This window comes from Cyclonatronum proteinivorum (assembly GCF_003353065.1).
In the GTDB taxonomy this organism is placed as follows: Bacteria; Bacteroidota; Rhodothermia; order Balneolales; family Cyclonatronaceae; genus Cyclonatronum; species Cyclonatronum proteinivorum.
The window spans coordinates 3,778,239-3,792,569 of sequence record NZ_CP027806.1 but is presented as its reverse complement, the minus strand read 5'-3'; the positions used below and the strand labels follow the sequence as shown (position 1 = coordinate 3,792,569).

The window sequence follows — 14,331 nt, the reverse complement described above, 5'->3', positions numbered from 1 at the left end:
TAATGCGGGTTATTCGAGCAGCGCGCCTTCGTGCAGGGCTTCGATATCGCTGAGGTTCTGATCGAGATGATCCAGTACGTTTATAATGGTGCGCACAGCCGTTACATAGAAATCCGGATTGATGTTTTCGAAGGTGTCGGTAGGCGTGTGATAGTGCTCATGATCTTCGACCCCGAAGTAGATAAACGGAATGCCCGCAGCATGAAAAGGACCGTGATCGGAAGAAAAGGTCCAATCCTGAGGGGCGTCGGGATTGTCGAAGCTGAAAATAATTTCCAGCGGACTTGCTGCGGTCGCTTCTTCAATAAAAGGCCGCAGGAAAGGATAGTGAAAGGTACCCGCAGCTACAAGACGGTCTTCAAAATTATGGCTGATCATATCCATGTTCAGATTCATTACAATCTGATCGAGGGGGACAGCCGGATTTTCAACAAAGTAGGCTGCTCCGCCGAGGCCCTGCTCTTCCACATCGAGGGCGAGTAGCAGCAGCGAGTGCGCCGGCGGGTTTTCGGTGAAATGCCGCGCAGCTGCAAGCAGTCCGCCGACGCCGGAAGCATTGTCATCCGCGCCGTTGAAGATTTCGCCATCATGCATGCCAAGATGGTCATAATGTGCGGTTACAGCGATAAAGCGCTCCGGGTTCTCCGTGCCGGGAATCAGCCCGATGACGTTCACCGCCTCCGGGAATTCAGTGTTGTTTCTTGGATTGATGTGCGAAAAGCTGTGGCGAAAGTCATCCCCAACCGTTTCAACACCAAGCGCGGTAAAACGGGCAATAATATGCTCCTGCGCCAGGCGGCTGCCCTCGGTGCCGGGGAAACGTCCCGCAAGGGCGTCAGAAGAAAGAAATTCGATATCGCCCAGCAGCTGCTCGCGGTCTATGGCGGGCAGTTCGGCCTGAGTGAGGGTTTCCGGGTTGCCGCCGGTATCGCTTTCACAGCTGAACAGTTGCGGAAGGGTTACCATGAGGATCACGGTAAAGATCGCCATACCAGCAAGGCGTTTCCTCAATAAAGTAGATGGCGTTTCGGGAGTCGTCATAGCAGGTGGGGGAAAAGGGTTGAAATGGGAGGTTGTGCGAGCAAAAAAAACTTGCGGGATTAAATTAGCCCAAACCGCGGAGAGTACAAAAAGGAAAGCAGGGATTCCGCGCCGGGCTTCAGGGGGGCTTATTTTAGGATGGAAATCAGCTTCATAATTGCTTATATTTGAAGTCTTGAAAAAAATGCGCCCGTAGCTCAGCTGGATAGAGCGTCAGATTCCGGTTCTGAAGGCCAGGGGTTCGAATCCCTTCGGGCGTACCAAAACATAAAACAAAGCCCTGCTGAATCGAAAGATTTGGCAGGGCTTTGTTTTATGTTGGGGGGTGGAAGAGTGTGCACAATCCGAACAGTAGAGAGGCGATTCATCGCGTCTCCAGCTCCAGCAGGTTGACAGACATTTACGGGGGCCTTCCAAGTTGGCTTTGTTTGTTGCTTGATTGCCGCAAAACCCCCAAAAGCAAGGCGCGCTCCGCAGGCTTGGGGACTTTCGTGCTGACTCGAAAGACCGTGATGTGCACGGCGTTTCCCCCAAAAAAATAAACGCATGTAATTACATGGAAGCCGGACTTAGGCTGAGGTGATATCCGCGCTTAAAGGGAGCCTGATTTCGGTGCCTCTAACTCCGCACCACAAACGAGCGGTTGATGTTGAAGCCGAAGCGGAGGCCGCCGTCGAGGATGTCGCCGTGTGTTGCGCCGAGCAGGTAGGCGTCGTTGAGGGCCTGCGTGTTGGTGAAGAAGAGCTGGAAGACGTGCCCGCCGGTTTTGATGTCGATCCCGAAGCCGAAGCCGTGACTGAATTGCTCCGTGCTGTCGCGCCATGCGGGCAGGTATTGCAGGGTGAGGGCGTGCCGGAGCGTGAGGCCATAACGTGCGCCCAAACCAAGGCCGGCGTACCAGCTGTCGCTGACATCATCAAGGCGCATGTTGCCGGCGGTGCGGCTGAACTGCGCGAACATGGGCACCGCGAGTATGCTCAGGCGGTCGCTGAATCCGCGGGAAACCGGCATTGCGGCCGAAAAGAGCAGGCGGTCGCTGAATTCGAACGACTCAAAGAGCAGGTCGGAGGGCACGGTCATGATGCCGCCGGTGAGGTTCAGGGCCAGGGAAACCGGCATGTTTTGTGCGCCGCCGGTTTGCTGCTGAAGGAGGAGGTAGCGCCCGCCCAGCTCAAAAACTTTATCCATCGATGACCGACCGACCGAAACCGAGAGCCGCTCCGTAAAGCCGTATTCGATGTTGAAGCGGATGTTCGCGCCGGAATCAATCCCCCATAAATTGCCCGCGCCGTTGTCGATTTGCCCGAAGGTGTGCATGATGCTGTAGTACAGCTCTCCGGCTGCGAGCGGCTCGGTCGTGGCGAGGTTGATGTGGCGCGGGGTCGGGAAAACCAGCTCGACGGGGCGCTGTACCTGCGCGCGCTCCCGTTGCAGCTGCCCATGGGCGGTTTCGGTGATTAAGAAACCCAGCTGGATAAGAACGAGGCTCAGGGTTGCAGAGGGATGGCGCATGATAAAGGGAACTAAGGTGAAAAAAATCAGGGTGTTTCAGCGACGGGTTGCAGCAGGATGTCGATCGAAACCCGCTGCACATCGCTGAGTTCGTAAAATACAATTCGGGGCCGGTCGATGTTATAATCTTCCAGCAGGATTTCCCAGCTCGCAGTTACGCGGATGCCGCCGTCTTCAGGGGTCAGGAAGCCATCAACCTGTATTTCGTGCGTAATTTCGCGCATGGTAAAGCTGCCTTGAACGGTTACGGGAGTGCGTTCTGAGAGAGAAGCCGGTACCGTTTCGGTAAAGGTGCCGGTGAACTCCGCGAAGGGGAAGCGGTGCGTTTCCAGATATTTACGCCGCATGTCGCGGTCCCGCCGCCGGTTGCCGGTATCGAGGGTTTCGAGATCGACAAAGAAATCCAGAATCTGCGTTTCGAGGTCAATCAGGCCGCTGAGCTGCTGCGAGGTGCCCGCAAACTCGTGCAGGGGCGCACGGGATACGAATTCGACGTATCCGCTGTCCGACATAAAACGGACCGGTTCGTTTTCATAGGCCGGCGGGGCGGGGCGTTCCTGCGGGGCCGAAAAAGCCATCAGCAGCACAGCTATGACCGCGCTGCTTGCCATTCTGAATGTAAAACTCATGATCTTGTAATAACTACGATGTTCTCATCCTGCGGGTCACGCGCAACTTCAAACTCCGTGAGGTTCCGGTTGGCCGGGCCGCTTACCCGCTGACCTGAATTCTCAAAGATGGAATTGTGACAGGTGCACACAAAGCGGTTGTTGTTGTACTGCCAGGAATCGGCACAGCCCGCATGCGGACAAACCGCCGAGAAGGCGCGAATCAGGCTGCCATCCACATTCACGACGAGGGTGCGGGCCTGTGAGATATTTCGCCATCCCCCGGCGAGGCGCAGGTTCTCGAGCTCACTGAAAGAAAGGTTTAGGGTGATGGTATTGCCCTCGATCACAATGGCACCCGGAGGCGGAGTACCGTTTCCATTCCCGCTGCCATTTCCGTTTTGATTGTCGTCGTTTCCGGCACCCGAATCGGTAACGCCGCAGCTGCTGAGGCTGATGCCGAGAAAGGCAAACAGCGCCGCAGATCCGGCTGTGCGCAGAAACGTGCGGCGGTCGAACCCGGCCGCATAAGTATCGGCTTCATGCGCTGATGCGCTGCCGGTGAGGGGTTGGGGGGATGTGTTTTGGTTGTCTTTTTCCGAAACGGAAGCGGGAGCCGAAGCGGGAGCAGCTGGATGCGAATGCCTGTTCATAGTGGAAGCGAAGTTTGTTGGAAGATAAAAGAAGAATAGGAAGTGCGAAAACAAGCCAAATCAGGCTGTTAGCGGTAAAGATGTAGGGCAGTTAACAGGAAGTCGGGGCGGAGTGTTCCGGATGGGATCAAAAAGCGCAGGCCGTTCGGTGCTACAATCTCTCCCCAACCCCATCCCAAACCACCCCCAAAATCCCGTCCTCCATCCCGTGCTCCTTTGCATAAAGCAGGATGCGGCTGCGGAGTTCTTCCTCGGGCAAAGGCTCTTGCGCGCTGATTTTGCCCTGCCCGGTGAGCCAGGCTTCGAGTTCGTCGGTTTTGCCGGACCGGAAGCCGGACACTTCGCCGCTGCGCAGGGCGGCGATGAGGCGTTCGGGGTCGTTTTGGCAGTGTTCGCTTTCGAGGAGCTCCAGCACCCGGGGCAGGAAGGTGTCACTGACCGCGCCTGAGGCTTCGAGATCGTCGGCGAAGACCGGCTGATTCCGGCCGGTTCGCCATTGCGCAATGGCGTAGGAAAGCAGCTGCATCCGCTGACGCAGCCTTTTTCGCGTTTCCCCGCTGAGCAGCGCGCGAACCGCCGGATGCTCGAGCTGCGCCGACAACTGACCCCAAACCCGGATGCCGAGCCGTAAAAGCTGTTCGGTTTGCTCAGGTTTGGTCATCAGCCAGGCGATGTGAAGCTGCGCGACCTCCTGCGTGAGCGGGTTGAGGCGGGGCGCCTGTACAGCTTCGGCGTAGCTTTCCCGGCTGTGACCTTCGGCGGAGGGCACCTCCGGCAGGGTGAGCGGGGTGAATGGCTGACCCGCAGGCACGGTCGTTTCCCCAACACCCGCTTTCATCCGGAAATGCCGGATTTCGGGCCGGTCGCTTTCCGGGAGTTCGCCCAGGATTTGTTCCCACTTGGCGACCTCATCGCCCTGCGCGGTGAAGTAGAACACCTGCCACCCCTGCGCGCTGATCGCCGCCAGTGCCCGGATGATGGCCTGTGCCCGCAGGTCGTCGCTGTTGGCCAGCAGCTCGTCGCAAAACAGCGGGAAGCGCCGTTCGCCCTCCTGCGTTTCAATCCACGCCAGACGCACCGCCAGCAGCAGCTGAATCCGCGTACCACTCGAAAGCTCGTCAAGGCTTCGGAGCGCGTTATCCTGCACGTCAAAGGCCGAAAACGCCTCCCCGCTCACCAGCTCGTACCGGCCCTGCGTGATGTCCGCGAAGTACTTCCGCGCCCGCTGCAGCACCTCCGGCACGTTGTCGCGGCTGATGCGCGCTTTTAGCTGCTCCACCAGCGCCTGACCCACCGCGGCTTTCAGGCTCGCCCGGTACCGCTCCCGCAGGGCTTCTGCTGCCTCGGCCTGTGCCGCGAGGGCGTCTTCGAGGCTATGCGCGCGCCGTGCCTGCTGAATCAGGGTTTCGGTTTGGGTGATTTCCCGGCTCAGCTGCCGGTAACGTTCGGGGGCGTCCGACAGCGCCGCCTGCTCCCGCTCAATCTCCGCTTCCGAAAGCGTAAAGACCGCTTCACCGGATGCGGGGAAAAGCGCGTGCTGCATCACCCGCTCTTTCTCACGTCGTGCATCTTGCTCCCGATCGCGGACCTCCCCCTGCGCCTCCCGAAAGGCCGGAAGCACTTCATCCCACACAAAAACAAGCTGCTCGTCCTCTGCTACCTGACCAAGGCCAAGCTCAGTCAGCAGCGCATCTTTTCGGTGCTGAAGCTCTGTCAGGCTGCGGCTGATGCTTTGAAGCTGCTGTGTGGTGTTGTCAATCTGCTGCTGTTTGTCCCGCCAGTCTTCCGCTTTGCGGCGCAGTGCCTTAAAACGCGCCTGCGCTTCGGGGAGGTCAGCCGGCGGTTCCGGGAAATCCGGCAGGAAGGGCTTCATGAGCCGGTGCATGTCGCGGCGTACCTGCGCCTGCTGATCCTGGTTTAGGGTGATACGCGCCCGGGCCTGTTCGAGCGATACATCCGCCTGCTGCCAGGCTTGCAGCTGACTCACGAGAACAAAAACGGCATCCGGCTCCTCCCGAAGCTGTGCGATATCCGGCAGGGTACCGAGCTGCGCGCGCAGTTCGTCCATTTCCGGTTCCTGACGCTGTAGCTGATTTTCGAGGGTTGAAAGCTGACCCGCGAGGGTTTGCTTTTGCTGGATGACGGCATCCAGCCTCACCTGTGTTTCGAGTTGTTTCAGCAGCCGGTTCAGGTTTGGAAGCACATCCCCCGAAACCCACTCCCCCGAAAAAGAAAGTCCGGTTTTTTGGAAGTCGGCCTGTCGCAGGCTGAGGGCTTCGTCCTTTTGCGAACGGGCGGCGCGGAGTCCGAGCAGGAGGAGAATCGGAATCAGGAGGGCGGACAGCCAGCCCCAATCTGCAAGGACGCTCAGGAGAACGGACACAGCGCCCGCGCCGGTCAGAAGCCAGAGCCAAAGCGCGGGGATGCCCGGCTCTGTGCGCTGTTCGGCGAGCCAGTCGCTCAGGGCGCGGACACCGCTTTGCAGGACTTCTTTTTCCTGCGGACCGCCGTCTTCAGAACCGGAAATCTTTTCGATCTGCGCTTCCAGCTCGTTTACCTGCGCGCGGAGCTGCGCGTTGCGCATTAGCAGGCTGCTTCGGCGGCGACAGCATTCCCCGAGCCGGGCCGCATCACCGGCCTTGAAAGCCCGGAGCTGCGCCTCGCTGATGCCGGGATCAAGCTGCTGGCGCAGGCGCGCACAGGCCGCTTGCGCCTCCTTTTCAGTATTTTGCGCTGAGGTCTGTTCATGACCCAGATCGCTTAACTGCTGAAGCCGACTGTCCAGCCCGTCCGTAAGCACCCGGCTGATGCCCGCTTCCGGCAGACCCAATTCTTTCAGTGCAATCCGGTAGCGGTCGAGCTGTCGCTGTGCATCCTCACGTTCGCGCGCGGCCTCACGGATGCCTTCCTTCAGCTGCCGAAGCGTATCCGCATGATCGCCGCGCATGGCCGCCGGGATGGGAGGGAAGTCCGTGAGCTGCCGTCGTGCCGCTTCCGCCGCCGTCTCAGCCATGCGCCATCCCGCGAGCAGCGCCAGAAAAGCGAGCTGTGCCTGTGCCCGCTCTGCCTCCGCAAGCTGCCGGTGCAGGGCCTCGAGCTGCGCAGCCTTCCCGCGCAGTTCCTGATCCTGCCGGCGTTTGGCCCCTAAATTTTGAGTCGCCGCTTGAAACGCACTGTGCTCAGCTATACTTCGGGGCGGCCTCACGGACTCATACTTCAGCGCGGCGAGCGCGGCGTCCGGATCGTAGCCGCCGATCATCTGCTTGCGGATTTCGGCGGAAAGATCGCGGTCATCGGCGCGGATCAGCTCGTGCAGCGACAGCAGATAGCGTCCGGCGGCGGAGGCCGGCAGCCCGTGCGCAAACGCGGCTTTTTCCCCGTTCCGGATAAAGTGCACCTCCCGGCTGCTCAGGCTCACACGCCAGGCCGTCTGCTCCGCCCAGAAAGTGCCGCTCAGCTGCCAGCGCGGGACAGGTCCGCTGAAGAGCATCCGCTGCAGCGCCTCGGCGAGGGTACTCTTTCCGGCGGCATTCGGCCCGGAAATCAGGTTGATGCCGCCGCAGAAATCTTCCTCAAAGCCCGGCAGACCCGACCGAAAACCGGGACTTTCCCGTACCTCCAGGTTCCGGATGAAAAGCGGCTCAGCCATGAGTCGCCTCCTTTTGCCGGATCAAAGCCGTAAGCAGGCGCAGGGCTTCTTCCTGCACAAGGCGCAGGGTTTCGGGAGATGTGCTCCCGGGCAGTTCCCCGGCTACGGGGCTGAACGTCTGATGATGTGCAATTTCCGGAAACCCGGCCGTGAGCGCACGGAGCAAGTCACGGGCTTCATTGTTTTCGGGGTCATCACGCAGCAGCAGGAGCTGTGAGGCGAGGAGTCCGGCAGGCCCCGCCTCCCTTGCGAGCACATCGAGGGGTGGCAGTGGCGGCTGAACTTCCGAAAGGAACCTACGCGGCTTCACCTCAAGGGCACCGCGTGGGAAGGGGTCATCCCCCAGATTCCTCAGCAGCATTTCGAAGGTTTCGGGCTGATCGTGCGTGCCGGTAAAGCGGAAGTCGGCTACGAGCAGCCGCAGGGCAGAAAGCTCCGGCATGAGCGGCTGCAGGAAGGCATCAAGGGCCTGACCGACCGCCGCACGGAGCCCGGTTTCCGTTGCAATCCCCGAAGCCGGTACCCGGATGGTTTCGTAGCGGACCGGCGATAGCGGCAGAAAGCGGTGTTCGATGCTGCCGCCCTCCAGCCGGAGTAAAACCGCCCCGTGCGCTCCACTTTCCTTAGGGGTGAGCGCCAGCGGCGAACCCGGGTACGCCAGAAACGGATGCTGCGGCTGCAGCACTTCCGGCTTGTGAATGTGGCCCAGCCCCCAGGCCAGCACCCCAGCCTGCTGCAACCGCGCCGGCGAAAGCGGCGCGTACACACTGTTGGGCACCGCATAATCGCCGTGTACGAGGCCAATCACCGGAATATCGTCGCGAACCAATCCGTCCGGCAGGCTCAAAAGGGGATCATCCCGATGGTACCGGTCCGGAAACGACCAGCCGATCACCTGAATATCGGTGTCGGGGGTTCGGAGCAGCGCTGATTCCCAGCTTCCGCCTTTCCCCAAAAACCGCACATTCGGGTCGCCGAGCTGCGCAAGCAGGGCCGGCAACACCTCATAATCGTGATTGCCCGCCGTGAGAAACACCGGAATACCGTGGTCACGAAGCTGCGCAAAACCCGCGGCAAGCGCCTCATACGCCTCAAAGAAACCGGAGGCCTCATCCACCACATCGCCGGCCATCAGTACGGCATCGGCCTTGTGCTGCACCGCATAGCGCACCAGCCGCAGCCAGCTCTCCGAAGCGCGCAGCAGCTCGGGTTCGGTTTCAGAAACGGCCGTACCCCGCGCAGCAGCCGCGCGCCGCCCGAGATGGAGATCAGCCGTAAGAAGGAAAGTGGGCATCGGGAAGTTTTTTTCTGCTAAAATAGCCAAACCCTAAAAAGAATCCACTTTTGGCAGGAAGCGTTACGAAAATCACGGGGTACCCTGAATCCCGCCGCTGTGACAGGCTACCCATTTATTATTTTGGGGGGAACCCCGTGCACATCACGGTCAGCAGTGCCACACCGATAAATCCCAAGCCTGCGGCCAGCCCCTTGCTTTTGGGTTCCGGGAAGTCCGCAAACCCGGGGGGGGGTAGCCATCGCGGAGCATCACGAAAAATCCATGCCAAACAAAAACTTTTGGCTGAATGCAGCAATCTGCCACGCTGTTACCAAAGCCTGAATCCTACCCCGCATTATTCACCAAGAAATTTTCTTGCTGGCAAGGCGAAGCTGAAAACTCAGCGGAAGGGTACCTAAGTACCCTGAGCATGAGTTTTCAGCTTCAACGCCGCCAGCGGGGAAATTTCGCAGTCTTTACACCACACTCAAATTTGGGCTACCGGTGTTTTTTTTACTAAGCCAAATTTAAACTTTTCATTTAGCAAATAATTTCTGTTTAATTGTGAATAATGCGGGCTACACAAGCACCCAACCACTCCCCCATGCCTCTCGCGCCCAACGACATCGCTCCTGATTTCATCCTGCCCGACCAAAATGGCACCCTCGTTTCCCTGAATGAACTGCTTGCGGAGGGTCCGGCGGTGGTGTTTTTTTATCCGAAGGATGATACGCCCGGCTGTACGCGGCAGGCTTGCTCGTTCCGGGATAACTATGCCCGGATTACGGCAAAGGGCGTTCGGGTTGCGGGCATTAGCCGGGATGATGCCCGCTCGCACACGGCTTTCCGCCAAAAACACGAGCTGCCGTTTACCCTGCTCTCCGATACCGATGGCGCCGTGCACCGGGTCTGGGGCTGCACCCTCTTCGGGCTGCTGACCCGCCGCGTGACCTTCCTGATCGGCCCCGACCACCGCATCCGCCTCGCCCACGAAAGCAAGCTCCGCATGGACAGCCATGTGGAGGCGGTGCTGAGGGCGCTGTAGGCGGGGCGGGTGCGCAGCGGGGATAGCCGTTTATTTCACAAGCATCATGGTACGGGTGTACACCTGATTGTTGAGCTGCATTCTTGCAATGTACAAACCGCTTGCCAGCCGGCTGCCATCGAAGGTGGCGGTGTGTACCCCGGCCCTAAGCCTGTCATTAACCAGTGTAGCTACCCGCTGCCCCATTACGTTGAATACATCGATGCGTACCTGTGCCTCAGCAGGCAGGGTGTATTCAATCAGGGAGGTGGGGTTGAAGGGGTTGGGGTAGTTGGTAAAGGCTATAGCTTTTTCAATTGCTTGCTTGTCGCGCAGATCGGTGGATTCAATAATGACATCATCTTCAGGAAGCAAGCCCCGGAAGTGAACAAGTAAAGGATCCTGAAGAAGTTCCAGCTTCTTATACGCAAGTTCTGCCGCTCTATACTCTTCAAGGAAAAAGTAAGCCGAAAACAATCCGCGATACAGGTACTTCATTTCTTTAGTGGAAGGCTGCTGCTCAAGCCATGCCTGTGCGGTTTCCACAGCCTGTACATACAAACCCATACGGATATATTCACCAAGTTCTATGTAACCGGCCAACCGGGCAAGGGCCTCGTTTGGGTGGGCCGCAAGAGCTTTGGCCGCAGCAAGCCGGCTACCCCGTCTTTCAACTTCGGCCATAAATTGTCCCAGCAAGTTGCCTCCGGGTTGAGGTGGTACCGGTGTACTTTGGCGGGCACCTGTCATTGATCCTGCTACGAGAACATTCGGAAATTGCAGCCAGTTGGAATAGTCAATGATACTCCAGACACTTTCGTCAAACATCGAGGAATCAGGCGGGTCGCTGCCCCACCAGTACTGCTGAGCGGTAACCTGTGAGACGCCCTGCGCTACCACATGTTTGTCGGTATTGTTATAAATACTTCCGCCGCCGCCCGTCTGGGTGTCGCTCAATATTACCCATGAATCAATCGCCTTAACACCGTAGCGATTATTTTTAATCACAGACGCTCCGTCGAAAGTTAAAAAACTAATACCGTCGGCCACCAGACCGTCGCCGTCGTTATTCTCAAATCGATTGGGCGAGCTTGCCGAATTTACTATAATGGTTGACTGAATTAGTAACCATTCCGTCATTTTCTGACCCTGAAACGATGATTTCATATAGGTTGATATTATCTGAACCTGAAATGAACAGCCCGGCGGTCTGATGATTTGTGATTTGGGTGCCTGAGAGGTTGATATCCTGAACTCCAATCAGGCGTACGCCATGCGTGGAACCGGATATCTGCGCGTTTGAAACTGACGACCCATTGGCTCCGTTTCCTATCAGCGATAAGCCATGCCACCCACCCGACTGGTTGTTATAGGGCTGCATGGTACAGTTTCCCAATATTGAAAATGCACCACGAACTACGAATCCCGGATCCTGTATGGCAAGTATACCCGACGGCGTTTCAGCAAATTCAAGCTGTGCATTATTTCCAATGTATAACGAGGAACTGCTTGAAGTAGAGATATGGCCATTAGTAAATGTAAAGGAATCGCCAATAACAGCATCACCATTGATTTGCAGTGACGCCGAATCCATCCCAATAGATACATTATCCAGCACTTGCAGCTCTGCCCCCGGGTCGATAACAATATTACCGCCATTGGTGTTGATATCGGCCCCATCGCGGATGATGGCCCGGCCACCGGGGCGGATGTCGAGGCGGGTGTTGGTGAGGATGCGGTCATTGTTAATAACAAGCTTGCCTTCCACACGAATTGTGGAACGAGTTCCGGAAGTACTCAAATTTCCATTAACGAACATTAAAGTATTGGAGGGAACAGTAACTGTTGCTCCGGATGAAATAGTACTGCTACCTGTTACATACGTCCAATCGCTTAATGTGCCGCCGGCAATGTTCTGGTTATGCACCTTAACTGGGAATAGTGCTTTTATCGCGCTGTAGGCATTCAGTCGGCCTCCAGTTGTAGTAATTCCATTTAAGCTTGAATTGAGATCAACAGAATTCAATATCAAATCTTTTATTTCCAGAGCAAGTGGACCCGGATTTGAAATACTATTACTAATCTGACTATCTAACAATACCGAATATATCAATCCGATTGTACCTGTTACATGTGGTGTTGCCATAGATGTACCCGTCCTACTACCATACGAACCAGATGATGTGGTCACCGTAGAGTTAATGTTAGTTCCCGGAGCACCTAAGTTTATGGTTTGAGCTCCATAACCCGCATTTGTATTTCTGTTATCATTGTGATTAGTATTAGTTACAGTGATGAGGTAGTCCGAATCACATGCCGTAGGGACATCGCCAACTTGATCAACATCTACATTGGCATTTATAGTTGCAGCAACACTTATAATACCTGCTGCTCCCATGGCATCGTACATGGCGCACCAATAAGGGTAATCTTCAGGTTCTCCAAAATTTACTCCAAAAGACGAATTGGTTGCCACAATAAACTTCCCGCTTGAACCTCCGGAGTTGTTATACTGTTGGCGCAGGCCGAGTATGTGGTTATACGCACGCACCACCACCGTTTCGCTTGTGTCTGCTCCCGCAACGGGAAATACTTCCGTTCCCCACATTACTCCGGCTATACCGGTACCATTATTGGTCGTCGCTCCAAGAATGCCTGTGACAAAAGTACCATGATCGGCTACAGGTACATCAAAGTTATCATCATAGGCATTATAACCGCCTGACAGGAACGCGAGATCGGGATGGTTTTGCTGAAAGCCATTATCAACTACAGCAACTACAGGTACATGGGTACCCCAACTTTCCCCACGTGTGATCTGCCATGCTTTTGTTGCGGAAATATCCGCGCCCGGAGTACCACCGGTCTGCCCTGTATTTTTCATGCCCCACTGATCGGAGAACAAGGGATCATTCGGGATACTTCCCCGCAACGTTACCTGATTTCTGATCGGTTCTGCATATCGGATTCCCGGCTCAGACTTTAACCGCTGGAGCGCCGCCTCACGGGTAGTTTTTTGAGGACGATGCTGCACCCACCAGATGTTAACATATTCAAAATGCTCAACAATAATGAGTTCACCATCTTGTAAAAACAAATTTTTAGAAAATACATCTTCGGCTTTTATATCCGGTTCGAACATGATCAGGAAGCCTTCGTCCTGATTTGCCGGTTGGGCAGGCAATATTAGATTGCCTGATAGCAGGATAATCGCCAGTAAAATGAGTAAATGTTTCATACTTAGTCACCATTAGTTGGGTTGAAGGTTGACAAAATTACTTGGCCACTAATTGTTCCTTGTTGTCTTGGGTGTTCAAATGATAAAAGAAGATTTCCTCTTCTAAACTCATATGAATAGGATGTTGTAACTGCACTACAAAACTCGGTAGCAATACCACATACAGCACGGGAACAGATCAGCGTCACATCCAGCTCGCGTCCGGGTTTTTCAGTAAACCAGCCACCTGCCCAGTTACAGTAAGCTCCGCCAGAAAGTTGTTTGCGATTATCGCCTTCTGCCTCTACATCGATATCGCGAAAACCCAGCCAGTAGAATTCAACAATATCAGGAACCTCTATTTCACCATCGCCGGGGCGCAGCACTTCACCGGTTTCATAGACAATGCGGTCTAATTTCCAATAGCCGAAAACTTCATCCGGGTTATTTGATTCTGAACTCGTAGTGTTACACCCTATAGAAATAAATAAGATTGTGATAAATGTAATTAATTGGATATGGATTATGTGTTTCATGGGGTAGGGTAATTAAACTTTTTTTCGTGGGTTTATATAGTTAATGTGCGGTTAACTGAGCGCCCCCGTTTTGGCACAAAACCTTGTGCAATGGGGGGCGTTTCATTTAATCAGGTATAGGCTTGCAGTACATTCCTGTTTAAAACTATACCGCATTTAGGACACTAAAACGACAGTATAATCGCTTCCGCCCTTATCAAAAAAAGATGAATAACTCCGGGTAAGCTGGTTAGGGGGGGTATATTGGGGTCTGATCAATACAGGGTAAGGAGCCGATTTAAGACAAACCCATCGTTCAATTGCGCTCAACTCCCATTTTCAGAAGTTTCGGCAAAGGATTCCGGCCGGAAATCCTGTGACCGGCCTCTTCATACGAATTAACATTTTTAATAAAAGGGCGTCAGTTGTAAAAGTCAATCGGGTTACCCCCCCCCCCATTTAATTTTAATATAATTTAACATGGCTATCCTGGTGTTGTGATGCAGGGGGCAGGCAGCCCTTAACAATGTCTTTCAAGTGATCCCTACGCCTGAGCATGAGTTGTAGCCCTGTAAAAAAATGGGTTTTGGCCGGGCGCGGAGTGGGTCCTTGTCAGACGGTCGTCGGTGGTCGGTCGTCGGTTGACCTTTATCTCCGATACCGATGGCGCCGTGCACCGGGCCTGGGGCTGCACCCTCTTCGGCCTGCTGACCCGCCGCGTGACCTTCCTGATCGGCCCCGACCGCCGCATCCGCCTCGCCCACGAAAGCAACCTCCGCATGGTCAGCCATGTGGAGGCGGTGCTGAGGGCGCTGTAGGCGGGGCGGGTGCGCAGC

Annotated in this window: 11 protein-coding genes and 1 tRNA gene; 3 read left to right on the top strand and 9 right to left on the bottom strand. The window is 55.8% G+C overall.

Annotated features, from left to right (window positions below; all coding sequences use genetic code 11):
- Positions 1–9: 9 nt before the first annotated feature.
- Positions 10–1,041 (bottom strand): M28 family peptidase, encoded by a 1,032-nt coding sequence (locus CYPRO_RS14440; RefSeq protein ID WP_114985290.1) that lies wholly within the window; start codon positions 1,039–1,041, stop codon positions 10–12.
- A 186-nt stretch (positions 1,042–1,227) separates the two neighbouring features.
- Here CYPRO_RS14440 and CYPRO_RS14435 point away from each other — a divergent pair.
- Positions 1,228–1,304 (top strand) — tRNA-Arg (locus CYPRO_RS14435).
- Between the two features lie 355 nt (positions 1,305–1,659).
- Here the strand turns inward: CYPRO_RS14435 and CYPRO_RS14430 are convergent.
- The 5 genes from CYPRO_RS14430 to CYPRO_RS14410 all read right to left on the bottom strand — a co-directional run bounded on the left by CYPRO_RS14430 (position 1,660) and on the right by CYPRO_RS14410 (position 8,757).
- Positions 1,660–2,553: a DUF5777 family beta-barrel protein gene (locus CYPRO_RS14430; RefSeq protein ID WP_114985289.1), complete on the bottom strand. Its 894-nt coding sequence runs from the start codon at positions 2,551–2,553 to the stop codon at positions 1,660–1,662.
- A 26-nt stretch (positions 2,554–2,579) separates the two neighbouring features.
- Positions 2,580–3,182, bottom strand: coding sequence for a YceI family protein (locus CYPRO_RS14425; RefSeq protein ID WP_114985288.1), 603 nt, complete (start codon positions 3,180–3,182; stop codon positions 2,580–2,582).
- Positions 3,179–3,814 (bottom strand): QcrA and Rieske domain-containing protein, encoded by a 636-nt coding sequence (locus tag CYPRO_RS14420; protein ID WP_114985287.1) that lies wholly within the window; start codon positions 3,812–3,814, stop codon positions 3,179–3,181. The genes CYPRO_RS14425 and CYPRO_RS14420 overlap by 4 nt, the downstream gene beginning before the upstream one ends.
- A 151-nt stretch (positions 3,815–3,965) precedes the next feature.
- A complete protein-coding gene (locus tag CYPRO_RS14415; RefSeq protein WP_114985286.1) occupies positions 3,966–7,463 on the bottom strand; it encodes an AAA family ATPase in 3,498 nt (1,165 codons plus the stop codon).
- Positions 7,456–8,757, bottom strand: a complete 1,302-nt coding sequence (locus CYPRO_RS14410) for a metallophosphoesterase family protein (protein WP_114985285.1) — start codon at positions 8,755–8,757, stop codon at positions 7,456–7,458. The genes CYPRO_RS14415 and CYPRO_RS14410 overlap by 8 nt, the downstream gene beginning before the upstream one ends.
- Positions 8,758–9,343: 586 nt before the next feature.
- On the opposite strand from CYPRO_RS14410, the gene CYPRO_RS14405 reads away from it, so the two are divergent.
- Entirely contained in the window at positions 9,344–9,784 is a 441-nt protein-coding gene (locus CYPRO_RS14405; protein WP_164682832.1) for a peroxiredoxin, read from the top strand.
- Positions 9,785–9,814: 30 nt separating this feature from the next.
- On the opposite strand, the gene CYPRO_RS14400 is transcribed toward CYPRO_RS14405, so the two are convergent.
- From CYPRO_RS14400 to CYPRO_RS14390, 3 genes are read right to left on the bottom strand one after another with little or no spacing between them, the layout of a single operon-like run.
- Positions 9,815–10,930, bottom strand: coding sequence for a T9SS type A sorting domain-containing protein (locus CYPRO_RS14400; protein WP_114985283.1), 1,116 nt, complete (start codon positions 10,928–10,930; stop codon positions 9,815–9,817).
- Positions 10,836–13,001, bottom strand: coding sequence for a S8 family serine peptidase (locus CYPRO_RS14395; RefSeq protein WP_114985282.1), 2,166 nt, complete (start codon positions 12,999–13,001; stop codon positions 10,836–10,838). Before CYPRO_RS14395 ends, CYPRO_RS14400 begins: the two co-directional genes overlap by 95 nt.
- A 2-nt stretch (positions 13,002–13,003) precedes the next feature.
- Positions 13,004–13,516, bottom strand: a complete 513-nt coding sequence (locus CYPRO_RS14390) for a hypothetical protein (RefSeq protein WP_114985281.1) — start codon at positions 13,514–13,516, stop codon at positions 13,004–13,006.
- 620 nt (positions 13,517–14,136) lie between these two features.
- On the opposite strand from CYPRO_RS14390, the gene CYPRO_RS16620 reads away from it, so the two are divergent.
- Entirely contained in the window at positions 14,137–14,313 is a 177-nt protein-coding gene (locus CYPRO_RS16620; protein WP_164682830.1) for a peroxiredoxin family protein, read from the top strand.
- Positions 14,314–14,331: the final 18 nt, after the last annotated feature.